Annotated in this window: 23 protein-coding genes; 17 read left to right on the forward strand and 6 right to left on the reverse strand. The window is 51.3% G+C overall.

Annotated elements, in window-relative coordinates:
- Window positions 1-2 precede the first annotated feature (2 nt).
- From rplO to arfA, 11 genes are all read left to right on the forward strand, one after another.
- A complete protein-coding gene (gene rplO / locus MUU51_RS11820) occupies window positions 3-437 on the forward strand; it encodes a 50S ribosomal protein L15 (protein ID WP_110512468.1) in 435 nt (144 codons plus the stop codon).
- Between the two features lie 8 nt (window positions 438-445).
- Window positions 446-1777, forward strand: coding sequence for a preprotein translocase subunit SecY (gene secY, locus MUU51_RS11825; protein WP_110512469.1), 1332 nt, complete (start codon window positions 446-448; stop codon window positions 1775-1777).
- 30 nt (window positions 1778-1807) lie between these two features.
- Window positions 1808-1924 carry a 50S ribosomal protein L36 gene (rpmJ, locus tag MUU51_RS11830; protein WP_000868187.1) on the forward strand — a complete coding sequence of 39 codons (117 nt, stop codon included), beginning with the start codon at window positions 1808-1810 and terminating at the stop codon, window positions 1922-1924.
- A 147-nt stretch (window positions 1925-2071) separates the two neighbouring features.
- Entirely contained in the window at window positions 2072-2428 is a 357-nt protein-coding gene (gene rpsM / locus MUU51_RS11835; protein ID WP_097165006.1) for a 30S ribosomal protein S13, read from the forward strand.
- A 16-nt stretch (window positions 2429-2444) separates the two neighbouring features.
- Window positions 2445-2834 carry a 30S ribosomal protein S11 gene (gene rpsK, locus MUU51_RS11840; protein ID WP_043081126.1) on the forward strand — a complete coding sequence of 130 codons (390 nt, stop codon included), beginning with the start codon at window positions 2445-2447 and terminating at the stop codon, window positions 2832-2834.
- A gap of 33 nt (window positions 2835-2867) precedes the next feature.
- A complete protein-coding gene (rpsD, locus tag MUU51_RS11845) occupies window positions 2868-3488 on the forward strand; it encodes a 30S ribosomal protein S4 (RefSeq protein ID WP_097165007.1) in 621 nt (206 codons plus the stop codon).
- Between the two features lie 25 nt (window positions 3489-3513).
- Entirely contained in the window at window positions 3514-4503 is a 990-nt protein-coding gene (locus MUU51_RS11850) for a DNA-directed RNA polymerase subunit alpha (RefSeq protein ID WP_110512470.1), read from the forward strand.
- A 40-nt stretch (window positions 4504-4543) separates the two neighbouring features.
- Window positions 4544-4930, forward strand: coding sequence for a 50S ribosomal protein L17 (gene rplQ / locus MUU51_RS11855; RefSeq protein WP_001216372.1), 387 nt, complete (start codon window positions 4544-4546; stop codon window positions 4928-4930).
- Window positions 4931-5035: 105 nt separating this feature from the next.
- Window positions 5036-5407, forward strand: a complete 372-nt coding sequence (locus MUU51_RS11860; protein WP_258967807.1) for a DnaJ family domain-containing protein — start codon at window positions 5036-5038, stop codon at window positions 5405-5407.
- Window positions 5407-5832: a Zn(2+)-responsive transcriptional regulator gene (zntR, locus tag MUU51_RS11865; protein WP_258967808.1), complete on the forward strand. Its 426-nt coding sequence runs from the start codon at window positions 5407-5409 to the stop codon at window positions 5830-5832. The genes MUU51_RS11860 and zntR overlap by 1 nt, the downstream gene beginning before the upstream one ends.
- Window positions 5833-5889: 57 nt before the next feature.
- Window positions 5890-6105: an alternative ribosome-rescue factor ArfA gene (gene arfA / locus MUU51_RS11870; RefSeq protein ID WP_110512473.1), complete on the forward strand. Its 216-nt coding sequence runs from the start codon at window positions 5890-5892 to the stop codon at window positions 6103-6105.
- Here arfA and mscL read toward each other — a convergent pair whose 3' ends face one another.
- The 5 genes from mscL to def all read right to left on the reverse strand — a co-directional run bounded on the left by mscL (window position 6106) and on the right by def (window position 10872).
- Window positions 6106-6516 carry a large-conductance mechanosensitive channel protein MscL gene (gene mscL / locus MUU51_RS11875; protein ID WP_159776916.1) on the reverse strand — a complete coding sequence of 137 codons (411 nt, stop codon included), beginning with the start codon at window positions 6514-6516 and terminating at the stop codon, window positions 6106-6108.
- A gap of 145 nt (window positions 6517-6661) precedes the next feature.
- The gene (trkA, locus tag MUU51_RS11880) at window positions 6662-8038 is read right to left on the reverse strand and encodes a Trk system potassium transporter TrkA (RefSeq protein ID WP_159776915.1); all 1377 of its coding nucleotides are present in this window, start codon (window positions 8036-8038) and stop codon (window positions 6662-6664) included.
- 21 nt (window positions 8039-8059) lie between these two features.
- Window positions 8060-9349: a 16S rRNA (cytosine(967)-C(5))-methyltransferase RsmB gene (gene rsmB, locus MUU51_RS11885; RefSeq protein WP_258967809.1), complete on the reverse strand. Its 1290-nt coding sequence runs from the start codon at window positions 9347-9349 to the stop codon at window positions 8060-8062.
- A 51-nt stretch (window positions 9350-9400) separates the two neighbouring features.
- Entirely contained in the window at window positions 9401-10348 is a 948-nt protein-coding gene (gene fmt / locus MUU51_RS11890; protein ID WP_258967810.1) for a methionyl-tRNA formyltransferase, read from the reverse strand.
- A 14-nt stretch (window positions 10349-10362) separates the two neighbouring features.
- A complete protein-coding gene (gene def / locus MUU51_RS11895; protein WP_159762021.1) occupies window positions 10363-10872 on the reverse strand; it encodes a peptide deformylase in 510 nt (169 codons plus the stop codon).
- A 129-nt stretch (window positions 10873-11001) separates the two neighbouring features.
- On the opposite strand from def, the gene dprA reads away from it, so the two are divergent.
- From dprA to MUU51_RS11925, 6 genes are read left to right on the forward strand one after another with little or no spacing between them, the layout of a single operon-like run.
- On the forward strand, window positions 11002-12126 hold the full coding sequence (gene dprA, locus MUU51_RS11900) for a DNA-protecting protein DprA (protein WP_258967811.1): 1125 nt from the start codon (window positions 11002-11004) through the stop codon (window positions 12124-12126).
- Entirely contained in the window at window positions 12098-12571 is a 474-nt protein-coding gene (gene smg, locus MUU51_RS11905; RefSeq protein WP_110512480.1) for a DUF494 family protein Smg, read from the forward strand. The genes dprA and smg overlap by 29 nt, the downstream gene beginning before the upstream one ends.
- A gap of 27 nt (window positions 12572-12598) precedes the next feature.
- Window positions 12599-13156 (forward strand): DNA topoisomerase family protein, encoded by a 558-nt coding sequence (locus tag MUU51_RS11910; protein ID WP_159776911.1) that lies wholly within the window; start codon window positions 12599-12601, stop codon window positions 13154-13156.
- Window positions 13146-13718, forward strand: coding sequence for an L-threonylcarbamoyladenylate synthase type 1 TsaC (gene tsaC, locus MUU51_RS11915; RefSeq protein WP_258967812.1), 573 nt, complete (start codon window positions 13146-13148; stop codon window positions 13716-13718). The genes MUU51_RS11910 and tsaC overlap by 11 nt, the downstream gene beginning before the upstream one ends.
- A gap of 4 nt (window positions 13719-13722) precedes the next feature.
- Window positions 13723-14541, forward strand: coding sequence for a shikimate dehydrogenase (gene aroE, locus MUU51_RS11920; protein ID WP_258967813.1), 819 nt, complete (start codon window positions 13723-13725; stop codon window positions 14539-14541).
- A complete protein-coding gene (locus MUU51_RS11925; RefSeq protein ID WP_159776908.1) occupies window positions 14538-14795 on the forward strand; it encodes a DUF1488 family protein in 258 nt (85 codons plus the stop codon). The genes aroE and MUU51_RS11925 overlap by 4 nt, the downstream gene beginning before the upstream one ends.
- On the opposite strand, the gene MUU51_RS11930 is transcribed toward MUU51_RS11925, so the two are convergent.
- Window positions 14771-15325 (reverse strand): gamma carbonic anhydrase family protein, encoded by a 555-nt coding sequence (locus MUU51_RS11930; protein ID WP_159776922.1) that lies wholly within the window; start codon window positions 15323-15325, stop codon window positions 14771-14773. The genes MUU51_RS11925 and MUU51_RS11930 overlap by 25 nt on opposite strands.
- Window positions 15326-15677: the final 352 nt, after the last annotated feature.

Genomic DNA, 15677 nt, shown 5'->3' on the forward strand with positions numbered 1-15677 from the left:
AGATGCGTTTAAATACTCTGTCTCCGGCCGAAGGCTCCAAAAAGGCGGGTAAACGCCTGGGTCGTGGTATCGGTTCTGGCCTCGGTAAAACCGGTGGTCGTGGTCACAAAGGTCAGAACTCTCGTTCTGGCGGTGGCGTACGTCGCGGTTTCGAGGGTGGCCAGATGCCTCTGTACCGTCGTCTGCCGAAGTTCGGTTTCACTTCACGTAAAGCAATGATCACAGCTGAAGTTCGTCTGTCTGATCTGGCTAAAGTAGAAGGCGACGTTGTAGACCTGAACACGCTGAAAGCGGCTAACATTATCGGTATCCAGATCGAATTCGCGAAAGTGATTCTGGCTGGTGAAGTAACTCGTCCGGTAACTGTTAACGGCCTGCGCGTGTCTAAAGGCGCTCGTGCTGCTATCGAAGCTGCTGGCGGTAAAATTGAGGAATAAGTAGCAGAATGGCTAAGCAACCGGGATTAGATTTTCAAAGTGCCAAAGGTGGGTTCGGCGAACTGAAACGCAGACTTCTGTTTGTGATTGGTGCGCTGATTGTGTTCCGTATTGGCTCTTTTATTCCGATCCCTGGTATCGATGCCGCTGTACTTGCCAAACTGCTTGAGCAACAGCGAGGCACCATCATTGAAATGTTTAACATGTTCTCTGGTGGTGCTCTCAGCCGTGCTTCTATCTTTGCCTTGGGTATCATGCCGTACATTTCGGCATCGATCATTATCCAGCTGCTGACGGTGGTTCACCCGACGCTGGCAGAGATCAAGAAGGAAGGGGAATCTGGCCGTCGTAAGATTAGTCAGTACACCCGCTACGGCACTCTGGTGCTGGCAATATTCCAGGCAACCGGTATTGCTACCGGTCTGCCGAATATGCCTGGTATGCAAGGCCTGGTGATTAATCCGGGCTTTGCATTCTACTTCACCGCTGTTGTAAGTCTGGTCACAGGGACTATGTTCCTGATGTGGCTCGGCGAACAGATTACTGAACGTGGTATCGGTAACGGTATCTCGATCATTATCTTCGCCGGTATCGTTGCGGGTCTCCCGCCGGCCATCGCCCATACTATCGAGCAAGCGCGTCAAGGCGACCTGCACTTCCTCCTGTTGCTGTTGGTTGCAGTATTAGTATTTGCAGTGACCTTCTTTGTTGTGTTTGTTGAACGTGGTCAACGCCGCATTGTGGTAAACTACGCGAAACGCCAGCAAGGTCGTCGTGTCTATGCTGCACAGAGCACACATTTACCGCTGAAAGTGAATATGGCGGGGGTAATCCCGGCAATTTTCGCTTCCAGTATTATTCTGTTCCCGGCGACCATCGCGTCATGGTTCGGGGGCGGTACTGGTTGGAACTGGCTGACAACAATTTCGCTGTATTTGCAGCCTGGGCAACCGCTTTATGTGTTACTCTATGCGTCTGCAATCATCTTCTTCTGTTTCTTCTATACGGCGTTGGTTTTCAACCCGCGTGAAACAGCAGATAACCTGAAGAAGTCCGGTGCATTCGTACCAGGAATTCGTCCGGGAGAACAAACGGCGAAGTATATCGATAAAGTAATGACCCGCCTGACTTTGGTTGGTGCGTTGTACATCACTTTTATCTGCCTGATCCCGGAGTTCATGCGTGATGCAATGAAAGTGCCGTTCTACTTCGGTGGAACATCGTTACTTATCGTTGTTGTCGTGATTATGGACTTTATGGCTCAAGTGCAAACTCTGATGATGTCTAGTCAGTATGAGTCTGCATTGAAGAAGGCGAACCTGAAAGGCTACGGCCGTTAATGGTCGCCTGAGAAGTTACGGAGAGTAAAAATGAAAGTTCGTGCTTCCGTCAAGAAATTATGCCGTAACTGCAAAATCGTTAAGCGTGATGGTGTCATCCGTGTGATTTGCAGTGCCGAGCCGAAGCATAAACAGCGCCAAGGCTGATTATTTCGCATATTTTTCTTGCAAAGTTGGGTTGAGCTGGCTAGATTAGCCAGCCAATCTTTTTGTATGTCTGTGCGTATCCATTTGAGTATCCTGAAAACGGGCTTTTCGGCATGGTGCGTACATATTAAATAGTAGGAGTGCATAGTGGCCCGTATAGCAGGCATTAACATTCCTGATCAGAAACATGCCGTGATCGCATTAACTTCGATCTTCGGTGTCGGCAAAACTCGTTCCAAAGCCATCTTGGCGGCGGCGGGCATTGCTGAAGATGTTAAGATCAGTGAGCTGTCTGAAGAACAAATCGACACGCTGCGTGACGAAGTTGCCAAATTTGTCGTTGAAGGTGATCTGCGCCGTGAAATCAGCATGAGCATCAAGCGCCTGATGGATCTTGGTTGCTATCGCGGTTTGCGTCATCGTCGTGGTCTGCCAGTGCGCGGTCAGCGTACGAAGACCAACGCACGTACCCGTAAGGGTCCGCGCAAACCGATCAAGAAATAATCGGGGTGATTGAATAATGGCAAAGGCACCAGTTCGTGCACGTAAGCGTGTAAGAAAACAAGTCTCTGACGGCGTGGCTCATATCCATGCTTCTTTCAACAACACCATCGTTACCATCAGCGATCGCCAAGGTAATGCACTGGGTTGGGCAACAGCCGGTGGTTCCGGTTTCCGTGGTTCACGCAAATCCACTCCGTTTGCAGCTCAGGTTGCAGCAGAGCGTTGCGCTGAAGCCGTAAAAGATTACGGTATCAAGAATCTGGAAGTTATGGTCAAAGGTCCGGGTCCGGGTCGCGAATCTACCATTCGTGCTCTGAACGCCGCTGGTTTCCGCATCACTAATATTACTGATGTGACTCCGATCCCTCATAACGGTTGTCGTCCGCCGAAAAAACGTCGCGTATAACGCCACGTTTTCCAGGTTAGTTGGAGATAGAAAATGGCAAGATATTTGGGTCCTAAGCTCAAGCTGAGCCGTCGTGAGGGCACCGACTTATTCCTTAAGTCTGGCGTTCGCGCGATCGATACCAAGTGTAAAATTGAACAAGCTCCTGGCCAGCACGGTGCGCGTAAACCGCGTCTGTCTGACTATGGTGTGCAGTTGCGTGAAAAGCAAAAAGTTCGCCGTATCTACGGTGTGCTGGAGCGTCAGTTCCGTAACTACTACAAAGAAGCAGCACGTCTGAAAGGCAACACCGGTGAAAACCTGTTGGCTCTGCTGGAAGGTCGTCTGGACAACGTTGTATACCGTATGGGCTTCGGCGCTACTCGTGCTGAATCACGTCAGCTGGTTAGCCACAAAGCTATCATGGTAAACGGTCGTGTTGTTAACATCGCTTCTTATCAGGTTAAAGCGAATGACGTTGTCAGCGTTCGTGAGAAAGCGAAAAAGCAATCTCGCGTGAAAGCCGCTCTTGAGCTGGCTGAGCAGCGTGAAAAGCCAACCTGGCTGGAAGTTGATGCTGGCAAGATGGAAGGTACGTTCAAGCGTCAGCCTGAGCGTTCTGATCTGTCTGCGGACATTAACGAACACCTGATCGTCGAGCTTTACTCCAAGTAAAGCTTAGTACCAAAGAGAGGACACAATGCAGGGTTCTGTGACAGAGTTTCTAAAACCGCGCCTGGTCGATATCGAGCAAGTGAGTTCGACGCACGCCAAGGTGACCCTTGAGCCTTTAGAGCGTGGCTTCGGCCATACTTTGGGTAACGCACTGCGCCGTATTCTGCTCTCATCGATGCCGGGTTGCGCGGTGACCGAGGTTGAGATTGATGGTGTACTTCATGAGTACAGCACCAAAGAAGGCATTCAGGAAGATATCCTTGAAATCCTGCTCAACCTGAAAGGGCTGGCGGTGAGAGTTCAGGGTAAAGATGAAGTTATTCTTACTCTGAATAAATCTGGCATTGGCCCTGTGACCGCAGCCGACATTACCCACGACGGTGATGTCGAAATCGTCAAGCCGCAGCATGTTATCTGCCACCTGACCGATGAGAACGCATCTATTAATATGCGTATCAAAGTTCAGCGCGGTCGTGGTTATGTGCCGGCTTCTGCCCGAATTCATTCGGAAGAAGATGAGCGCCCAATCGGCCGTCTGCTGGTCGACGCCTGCTACAGCCCTGTAGAGCGTATTGCCTACAATGTTGAAGCAGCGCGTGTTGAGCAGCGTACCGACCTGGACAAGCTGGTCATCGAAATGGAAACCAATGGCACAATCGATCCTGAAGAGGCGATTCGTCGTGCGGCAACCATTCTGGCGGAACAACTTGAAGCTTTCGTTGACTTACGTGATGTACGTCAGCCGGAAGTTAAAGAAGAGAAACCAGAGTTCGATCCGATCCTGCTGCGCCCTGTTGACGATCTGGAATTGACTGTCCGCTCTGCTAACTGCCTTAAGGCAGAAGCTATCCACTATATCGGTGATCTGGTACAGCGTACCGAGGTTGAGTTGCTGAAAACGCCGAACCTGGGTAAAAAATCTCTTACTGAGATTAAAGACGTGCTGGCTTCTCGTGGTCTGTCACTGGGCATGCGCCTGGAAAACTGGCCGCCGGCAAGCATTGCTGACGAGTAACCGGATCACAGGTTAAGGTTTTACTGAGAAGGATAAGGTCATGCGCCATCGTAAGAGTGGTCGTCAACTGAACCGCAACAGCAGCCATCGCCAGGCTATGTTCCGCAATATGGCAGGTTCACTGGTTCGTCATGAGATCATCAAGACGACCCTGCCTAAAGCGAAAGAGCTGCGTCGCGTAGTTGAGCCGCTGATTACTCTTGCCAAGACTGATAGCGTTGCTAATCGTCGTCTGGCATTCGCCCGTACTCGTGATAACGAGATCGTGGCAAAACTGTTTAACGAACTGGGCCCGCGTTTCGCGAGCCGTGCCGGTGGTTACACTCGTATTCTGAAGTGTGGCTTCCGTGCAGGCGACAATGCGCCGATGGCATACATCGAGCTCGTTGATCGTTCTGAATCGAAAGCAGAAGCAGCTGCAGAGTAATCTGTAGTGATTTGAAAAAACCCGCTTCGGCGGGTTTTTTTATACCCTCACAATCCCCACCTCGCTACAATAGCAGTACTCTTTTTGTTCACCCGGACGCGCACGATGTGGATACTGGATCAGTGGGCCGAGCGTCATATCCTCGATGCACAAAGCAAAGGTGATTTTGATTCCCTGCCAGGCAGTGGTGAGCCTCTGCTTCTTGATGACGATTTGCATGTTCCTGTAGAATTGCGTGCGGGCTTTCGGCTGCTGAAAAATGCGGGATGTTTGCCACCTGAACTGGAGCAGCGTAAAGAGGCTGTTGAACTTGCCGATCTTTTGAAAGGGATCCGCGAAGACGATCCTCGTTTTACTGAACTCCATCGCCGTCTTACTCTGCTTGAGTTTAAACTGCGACAGTCTGGAGTTAACACTGAATTTTTACGCGGTGAGTATGCCGATAAGCTGATCAACAAAATCAACGAGGAGCCATAATGTTCCGTATTGGTGAACTGGCAAAGCTTGCTGGCGTAACACCCGACACCATCCGCTATTATGAAAAACAGCGGATGATGGATAACCCTGTGCGCACCGAAGGGGGCTTCCGACTTTATAGCGACAATGACCTGCAGCGCTTACGTTTTATTCGTCACGGCAGCCAATTAGGATTTACGCTTGAAGCGATTCGTGAGCTGCTATCCATCCGTGTCGATCCTGAACATCACACCTGTCAGGAATCGAAAGGTATTGTTCAGGCGCGACTGAATGAAGTTGAAGCCAGAATTGCGCAGCTGGAAACCATGCGACGTTCTTTGCAGCGCCTAAACGACGCATGCTGTGGAACTGCGCACAGCAGCGTTTATTGTTCAATCCTTGAAGCTCTGGAGCAAGGAGCAGAAACGGATAAGGCAGAATGTTGATTTCAGAACAGCCCGGGATTACACTCCCGCCGTCTTAAACACAGAATCGGAGAGAATATGAGCCGCTATCAGCACACGAAGGGGCAAATTAAAGACAACGCTATCGAAGCGTTACTTCATGACCCGCTGTTTCGCCAACGCGTTGAGAAAAGTAAGAAAGGGAAAGGGAGTTTTGAGCGCAAGGGCAAACACGGTAACCGGGGCAATTGGGAGGCCAGTGGCAAGAAAGTGATGCACTTTTTTACCACTGGCCTTCTGCTTTCAGTGTCCTGATTAAGAACGTGCGTTTTGTTCTTTCAGAAGGTCACGAATTTCAGTCAGCAGAACTTCTTCTTTCGTTGGCGCAGGGGCTGCCGCCGGTTCTTCTTTTTTACGATTCAGTTTGTTGATCAGTTTGATTGCCATAAAGATGGCAAATGCCACGATCACGAAATCAAAGATGTTCTGAATGAATATACCGTAGTGCATAACAACTGCCGGGACATCACCCTGTGCATCGCGCAGCGTCACGGCAAACTGCTTAAAGTCGACCCCGCCAATCACTAATCCCAGGGGGGGCATAATAATATCGGCAACAAGTGACGATACTATTTTACCAAATGCCGCACCAATAATGACACCCACCGCCAAATCAACAACGTTTCCGCGCATCGCGAATTCGCGAAACTCTTTAATAATGCTCATTTTATTCTCCTTGTGCCAGCTGACATTTATAAGTTTAACAAATGTTTAGTCGATTTCCATTACAGACGGGATGTCAGATGGAATAAATAACCCATAAATAATAAAGGGTTAATAAAAAAGGTGCTCATTTGAGCACCTTTTAGGGTTACAGGAAGAAGGGACTTGGCTGGAAGAGTCGCTCGACGTCTGTAATAAACTTTTTATCCGTCAGGAACATAATGACGTGGTCGCCTTGCTCGATGCGTAAATTATCGTTGGCGATCAGTACTTCATTCCCGCGAACCACAGCGCCGATGATTGTGCCTGGCGGCAGCTTAATATCGTCAATTACGCGACCAACTACGCGGGATGTACTTTCATCCCCGTGGGCCACGGCCTCAATGGCTTCTGCCACACCGCGACGAAGAGAAGAGACGCCGACAATATCCGCTTTACGCACATGGCTTAGCAGTGCCGAAATAGTCGCTTGTTGAGGAGATATGGCAATATCAATCACGCTGCCCTGGACCAGGTCGACATATGCCCGCCGTTGGATCAGTACCATGACCTTTTTGGCGCCCATGCGTTTGGCTAGCATGGCCGACATGATGTTCGCTTCGTCATCGTTGGTGACTGCGATGAACAGATCAACCTGATCGATATGCTCCTCAGCCAATAATTCCTGATCCGAAGCATCACCGTAAAACACGATCGTGTTCTGCAGTTTCTCAGCCAGCTCGGCTGCGCGTTGTTGATCGCGTTCGATCAGCTTCACGCTGTACTCTTTCTCCAGACGGTGCGCCAGTCCGGCCCCGATATTCCCGCCGCCAACAAGCATGATGCGTTTGTACGGCTTTTCCAGGCGCTGAAGCTCACTCATTACTGCTCGGATATGCTGTGATGCCGCAATGAAGAAAACTTCATCGCCCGCTTCCACGATAGTCGAACCCTGTGGTCGAATCGGTCTGTCATGACGGAAAATCGCCGCTACGCGGGTGTCGATATGTGGCATATGTTCGCGCATCGAGGAGAGTGCATTACCGACCAGAGGCCCGCCATAGTAAGCTTTCACCACCGCCAGGCTGACTTTACCTTCCGCGAAATTGACGACCTGTAAGGCACCCGGATATTCAATCAGGCGGTACATGTTATCAATGACCAGTTGTTCCGGCGCGATCAGGTGATCGATTGGCACTGCCTCTGAATGGAAAAGTTTGTCGGCGTCACGAACGTAGTCAGGTGAACGAATACGGGCGATGCGGTTCGGCGTGTTAAACAATGAATAGGCAACCTGGCAGGCCACCATATTTGTTTCGTCAGAGCTGGTCACTGCGACCAGCATATCGGCATCATCTGCGCCTGCTTCACGCAAAACGCGAGGATGCGAGCCGTGACCCTGCACAACGCGAAGATCGAACTTATCCTGTAGGCTGCGTAAGCGGTCACCATTGGTATCTACCACGGTGATATCGTTGTTTTCGCCGACCAGGTTCTCCGCTAATGTGCCACCCACTTGTCCGGCACCCAGTATGATAATTTTCATCAGTCGCGATCCGTTATTTCATCACTGTTTGATTAGCTTAGCGTAAAAGAATCCGTCGCCTTCGTCTGCCGCAGGCAAGTTCTGCACACCCGGACGGTCTACGCTGCCGGTTTCGTGAAGCACTGCATCAGGCGTACGTTTCAGGAACGCGGAAATTTGCTCGCAGTTTTCTTCCGGTAAAATTGAGCAGGTCGCATATACCAGCGTGCCACCGGTTTTCAGATGCGCCCATGTTGCATCCAGAATTTCACTCTGGAGTTGTGCCAGCTCAGCAATATCGCGATCGCGGCGTAGCCATTTAATATCCGGATGGCGGCGAATGACCCCCGTTGCTGAGCATGGTGCATCCAGAAGGATACGATCGAACTGTTGTTCGCCGCACCACTGTGCTGGATAGCGGCCATCGCCCTGTTTGACGTCGGCTTTCATACCCAGACGTTTCAGATTTTCATACACGCGCGACAGGCGCTGTTCGTCAACGTCGACGGCCATTACGCTTGCTTCCGGCGCGACTTCCAGAATATGGGTTGTTTTACCGCCAGGAGCCGCACATAAATCCAGAATGGCCTCTCCATTTTTCGGCATCAAATAGTTCATGCAGCCTTGTGCCGAAGCATCTTGTACCGTCACCCAACCTTCCTCGAAACCAGGCAGGGCAAATACCGGTGCCGGTGTTTCCAGGCGCACGGCATCAGGATACGCATCATGCGCAAAACCCTTCATGCCTGCCTGGTCCAGCAATGCCAGCCATTCATCGCGTGAATGATGATTACGGTTAACACGCAACCACATTGGTGGACGCAGGTTGTTGGCATCAAGAATGGATTGCCATTGCTGCGGGTACGCTTTCTTGATGCGTTTAACCAGCCAGGCAGGGTGCAGGAAGCGGCTTTCAGTCGAGGCAAACTCTTCGAGCAGCGCTTCTTGATTACGCTGGAATTGGCGCAGCACGCCATTGATCAGCCCTTTCAGCTGCGGGCGCTTAATGGCAACCGCACCTTCTACCGTTTCGGCAAGGGCTGCATGTGGAGGAATTCGGGTATGCAGCAGCTGATAAAAACCTACCATGATCAGGTAATGCACGGTGCGCTGTTTACCGGTCATCGGGCGCGCCATTAGCTTGTTGACCAGCCAGTCTAGCTGGGAGAGCGTGCGCAGCACGCCGAAGCTCAGTTCCTGTAATAGCGCTCTGTCTTTATCAGCCACTTTTTGCTGCATGGCGGGCAGGACATTGCTTAAAGACTGGCCTTGTTCCAGCACTTGCTCAACGGCAAGGGCTGCCAGACTACGTAAATTTGTATTTTTTTTCATAAGTGTAAAAATGAAAAGGCCCGGCAATACCGGGCTTGAAGTAAGGGGACGTCAGGCAAGACGGTTACCGGGAATAAACCACTCCCGGCGCGAATTTAAAAGATCTTGTGCGCTCATGGCTTTTTTACCTGCGGGTTGCAGCGATAGCAGGTTCAGAATGCCATTCCCGGTCGCGACCTGGATACCATGTTTATTGGCATCGACAATGGTGCCTGGCGCGGCGTCAGTTTGCGTGTGGATTACGGATGCTTGCCACACTTTGACCGGCTGGCCATCAATCTCCAGCCAGCTCATTGGCCATGGATTAAAGGCACGAATGCAACGCTCAAGCTGCTCCGCGGACAGTGACCAGTCAACGCGTGCTTCTTCTTTACTGAGTTTTTCGGCATGAGTGACCAGAGCTTCATCCTGAACTTCAGGTTTCGCCGTGCCGCTTGCCAGCTGCTGCAGTGTTTCGATCAGGCCCTGTGGCCCCATCTCTGCGAGCTTATCGTACAGCGAACCGCTGGTATCTTCTGCGGTAATAGGGCAGGAGAGTTTATGCAGCATATCGCCGGTATCAAGACCCACATCCATCTGCATGATGGTGACGCCGGTTTCGGCATCGCCCGCCCACAGTGAACGCTGGATAGGTGCTGCACCACGCCAGCGCGGCAGCAGCGAACCGTGAACGTTAATGCAGCCCAGACGCGGCATATCCAGAACCGCTTTCGGCAGGATAAGACCATAGGCAACGACAACCATAACGTCGGCGTTTAAGTCGGCAACGAGCTGCTGGTTTTCCTGGGGACGCAGTGATGCAGGCTGGAAAACCGGTAGACCTTTTTCTTCTGCCAGCACTTTAACCGGGCTTGGCATCAGTTTTTTACCGCGCCCGGCTGGCCTGTCTGGTTGGGTGAAGACGCCAACCACCAAGTGTCCAGACGACAACAGCGCGTCAAGATGACGCGCTGCAAAGTCAGGAGTACCAGCAAAAATAATGCGGAGTGATTCTGACACGTTAATTCTTATCCTTAAGCACGGGCGTTCAGTCGATCCAGTTTCTCAACTTTCTGACGGATGCGCTGTTGTTTCAGCGGGGACAGATAATCGATAAACAGTTTGCCGACCAGATGGTCCATTTCGTGCTGAATGCAGATTGCCAGCAGGCCATCGGCTTCTAATTCGTAAGGCTTACCTTCACGATCCAGTGCGCGGATTTTCACTTTCTCGGCGCGCGGAACCAGTGCCCGCTGTTCAGGGATCGACAGGCAGCCTTCTTCAATACCGGTATCGCCGCTTTTTTCCAGCAGCTCTGGGTTGATCAACACCAGCTGTTCCGCACGATCTTCAGACACGTCAATGACGATGATGCGCTGATGGATGTCGACCTGAGTTGCGGCCAGACCAATACCTTCTTCAGCGTACATCGTTTCGAACATATCATCGACGATGCGCTGAATTTCTGCATTTACTTCTTTAACCGGCTCTGCGACTTTGCGAAGACGCTCGTCCGGAATATGTAACACTTGCAAAACTGACATAATTATCCAGAGTTGTGTTCAGGAGTTGGAAAGTTTATTACCTCTATTCTAGACAAAACCCCCTCTGATTGACAGCATCACTGACCAATCGCAAAGATTGCCGGGACTGCTTGTGGCAAGGGGAAAGGGATGACACCCACAGAAATATGGCTCCGTCTGATGGCGGTCAATGGGTTATACGGCGACACGCTGTTCGCGCTGGTGCAACGGTTGATTTCTACAGATTCAATTAATGCCGAGGTCTTGCGGGAAAATGGGTTTTCAGCCAGGCACATCAAACAATTTTTCTCACTTACCCAGCGCACTCTGGAGGACACTCAGAATTGGTTAACAATCCCTGGGCATTCCGTTCTTTCTGCTGATCACCCTGACTACCCTTCCTCATTACGGGCGATCGTCGACTATCCGGGCATTTTGTTTGTCGCGGGAGATGTAAAGCTATTAGCGTCTGCACAAATCGCGATTGTCGGCAGTCGGGATCACTCTTGGTACGGCGAACGATGGGGACGCATTTTCAGCGAAGCGCTTGCCAGAAAAGGCATGACGATTACCAGCGGGATGGCGCTCGGTATCGATGGTGTGGCACATCGCGCCGCGCTGGATGCATTCGGGAAAACCATTGCGGTGTTGGGCAACGGTCTGTTTCATTCCTATCCGCGACGACATGCTTCGTTAGCACAACGCATTATTGAAAACGGTGGCGCGCTAGTGAGCGAATTCCCATTAGCACAGCCGCCTTTCCCCGCCAATTTCCCGCGACGAAATCGGATTATTAGCGGGCTTAGTAGTGGGGTCCTTGTGGTGGAAGCGGCGATAAAAAGTGGGTCTCTCGTCACGGCCAGAACCGCGCTGGAGCAGGGCCGGGACGTTTATGCCGTTCCCGGGCCATTAGGCAGTCCCGGATCTGAAGGACCACACTGGTTGATTAAGCAGGGCGCGATACCCGTGACGTCAGTAGATGACATCCTTGAAAATTTACAATATGGGCGACATCCGTTGCCAGATGAGGCTGAAAAATCAAATTATTCCCCGGATACGGAGCTTGCAGCATTGCCATTTCCAGAGCTCCTGGCTAACGTAGGAGATGAGGTAACACCTGTTGACGTTGTCGCTGAACGTGCCGGCCAACCTGTGCCAGTGACGGTAGCCCAACTACTCGAACTGGAGTTAGCAGGATGGATCGCAGCTGTACCCGGCGGCTATGTCCGATTAAGGAGGGCATGCCATGTTCGACGTATTGATGTATTTGTTTGAGACTTACATCCATAACGAAGCAGAGATGCGGGTGGATCAGGATAAGCTGACGCAGGATCTGACTGACGCCGGTTTTGATCGTGAAGATATCTACAACGCACTGCTGTGGTTGGAAAAGCTGGCTGACTATCAGGAAGGGCTCACTGAGCCAATGCAGCTTGCTTCAGATCCACTCTCTGTTCGTATTTATACCGCAGATGAGTGCCAACGGCTGGATGCCAGTTGCCGGGGATTCTTGTTATTCCTGGAGCAGATTCAGGTGCTAAACCTCGAAACGCGTGAAATGGTAATCGAACGCGTCATGGCGCTGGATGCCACAGAGTTTGAGTTGGAAGATTTGAAGTGGGTGATTCTGATGGTGCTGTTTAACATCCCGGGCTGTGAAAATGCCTATCAGCAGATGGAAGAATTACTCTTCGAAGTAAATGAAGGTATGCTGCACTAATTCAATTGCGCAGCGACAAGAGTTGTTATGGCCAAATCAGCACTGTTTACGGTGCCTAAACACGAGCCTTGCCCACAGTGCGGGGCCGAACTGGTTATCCGAAGCGGTAAACACGGGCCGTTTCTCGGCTGTTCTCATTATCCGGAATGCGATTACGTCCGTCCCCTGAAAAGTCAGGCGGACGGACACATTGTCAAAGTTCTGGAAGGGCAGCTGTGTCCAGCTTGTGGAGCAGAACTGGTGCTTCGCCAGGGACGCTTTGGCATGTTTATCGGCTGCAGCCAGTATCCGGCCTGCGAGCATACGGAACTCATCGACAAGCCTGATGATACCGCTATCGCTTGCCCGCAGTGTCACGAAGGGCATCTGGTTCAGCGACGGTCCCGCTATGGTAAGACCTTCCATTCCTGCGATCGCTATCCCGATTGCCAATTTGTCCTTAACTTCAAACCGGTAGTGGGCGAATGCCCCGAGTGCCATTACCCACTGCTTATCGAAAAGAAAACGGCGCAGGGCGTTAAGCTCTTTTGTGCCAGTAAACAATGTGGAAAGCCGGTATCGGTGGAACAAATCAGTGAACAGTAACCTGCATCAAGAAAGCGTTTTGAAAGCTATCGACGCGCTCAATAATAAACAAGTCATCGCATATCCCACTGAGGCTGTTTTTGGCGTGGGTTGTGACCCTGATAGTGAAACAGCGGTCATGCGTTTGCTTGAGCTCAAGCAGCGCCCCATGGAAAAAGGCCTCATCCTGATTGCCGCGAATTTTGAACAACTCAGACCGTATATCGACGATTCCGTATTGTCGGATGCGCAGCGCGAAGCCGTGTTCTCACGTTGGCCTGGGCCAGTCACCTTCGTCTTTCCAGCCCAGGCTTCGACTCCGCGCTGGCTCACCGGGCGTTTCGATACGCTTGCTGTTCGCGTGAGCGACCATCCGCTGGTGGTGGAATTGTGCCAGGTCTACGGGAAACCGCTGGTATCGACGAGCGCGAATCTCACCGGGCAGGAACCTTGCCGTACCGTCGCGGAAGTTGTCACTCAGTTTGGTGATGCCTTCCCGGTAGTAAAAGGAGAGACGGGCGGACGGATGAATCCTTCTGAAATTCGTGATGCCCTGACGGGCGAACTTTTCCGCCAGGGGTAATCCTATGGAACAGTACGCGGTATTCGGCAACCCCATTTCCCACAGCAAATCTCCCTTCATTCATCAGCGATTCGCTCAGCAGCTTAATATTGAGCATCCTTATGGTCGGGTGCTTGCCCCACGTGAAGGCTTTAATGAAACTCTGGATGCATTTCTGGCAGCAGGCGGTAAAGGCTGCAATGTGACGGTTCCTTTTAAAGAAGACGCGTTTGCACGTGCGGATGAACTGACAGAGCGGGCAGCACTGGCTGGAGCCGTTAATACCTTGAAGCGTCTCGAGGACGGGCGGCTGCTGGGTGATAACACTGACGGGATCGGTTTGCTGAGTGACCTTGAACGTCTGGCCTTCATTAAGCCGGGCTACCGCATTCTATTGATTGGGGCGGGTGGCGCGGCACGTGGCGTACTGTTACCGTTGCTGTCGCTTGACTGTGCGGTGACGGTAACCAACCGGACTTTTGCCCGAGCTCAGGAGCTGACTACGCTCTTTGCGCATACCGGCAGTGTGAAAGCGCTGGCGATGGATGTGCTCGCCGATCAAAAATTCGATTTGATAATCAATGCTACTTCCAGTGGTATTGGCGGTGAAATACCTGCAATCCCGACCGCGATTATTAATAAAGATGTGCACTGCTACGACATGTTCTATCAAAAAGGAAACACACCTTTCCTGAACTGGTGCGAACAGCACGGCGCAAAACAGAATGCCGATGGTCTGGGCATGCTGGTGGCCCAGGCGGCACATGCCGTATTGCTGTGGCATGGTGTTATGCCGGAAATTACACCTGTTATCGAAGAACTGAAAAAGGAACTCGCTCTGTGAATCAGGCGATCCTGTTTCCTGACCGTGAGACCTGGGATGAAGTGCTGCTGTGCATTTACTTCCCGGTTCTGGTCGGTGGGTTCCAGCTGAACTGCGCATTATCGGCTGAATCACTGGCGCACCGCTTTGGTGGCGATGCGCCAGAATTCTGGCTGGAAAGATTTCGACAGAATCGCTGGGACCTGGAAGAAGAAGCCGAACAGGCTATCCGTGATTGGCAGGAAGATAATCAGGGCTGGATCTGGCTCTCCTGAGCGAGATACTCATCTTTCCATTTCACATAGTTGTTGGCGGAATACGTCAATCCCTCTCGTTCCTCTTCTGTTAATGGGCGGATCTGTTTGACCGGGCTTCCGAGATACAGAAAACCGCTTTCAAGGCGCTTGTTTTGCGGCACCAGGCTTCCGGCCCCAATCATTACATCGTCTTCTATTACTGCACCGTCCAGCAGAATCGATCCCATCCCGACCAATACCCGATTACCAATCGTGCAGCCGTGCAGCATGACTTTGTGCCCAACGGTGACGTCCTCACCGACGATCAAGGGATTGCCCTCCGGTTTATAAGAGGATTTGTGCGTGACGTGTAGGACGCTGCCGTCCTGAATATTGCTGCGGGCGCCGATAGCGACATCGTTCACATCACCGCGAATAACGACCAACGGCCAGATGCCCACATCGTCAGCGAGGCGTACATCTCCGATCACTACGCTGGTGGTGTCGATCATTACGCGGGAACCGATCTTGGGATGTAATGCTTTATAAGGGCGAATATTTACCGACATGTTTACCTCTTTCATAAAGGAGCAGGTGATTTTTAGACATTATCGGCTTTCTATAAGGCTTTAACACCTCAAAAAATACTCAGATCGGTCGGGATCTCCGCAAAAAGAATGAAAAAACAGCGGTCGGAAAAAAGATCGCAAAAAAGGGTTGTGCAAAAAAATGGGATCCCTATAATGCGCCTCCATCGACACGGAACATGTGAACAACTTCACAGTGTACCGGCAGCGATGAGAGTTAAAAATCCTGAAATTAAGGGTTGACTCTGAAAGAGGAAAGCGTAATATACGCCACCTCGAGTTAGCAAGCGAAAGCGCGTAACTCACTGCTCTTTAACAATTTATCAGACAATCT

The organism is Scandinavium manionii (assembly GCF_024764775.1).
GTDB classification, from domain to species: Bacteria; Pseudomonadota; Gammaproteobacteria; order Enterobacterales; family Enterobacteriaceae; genus Scandinavium; species Scandinavium manionii.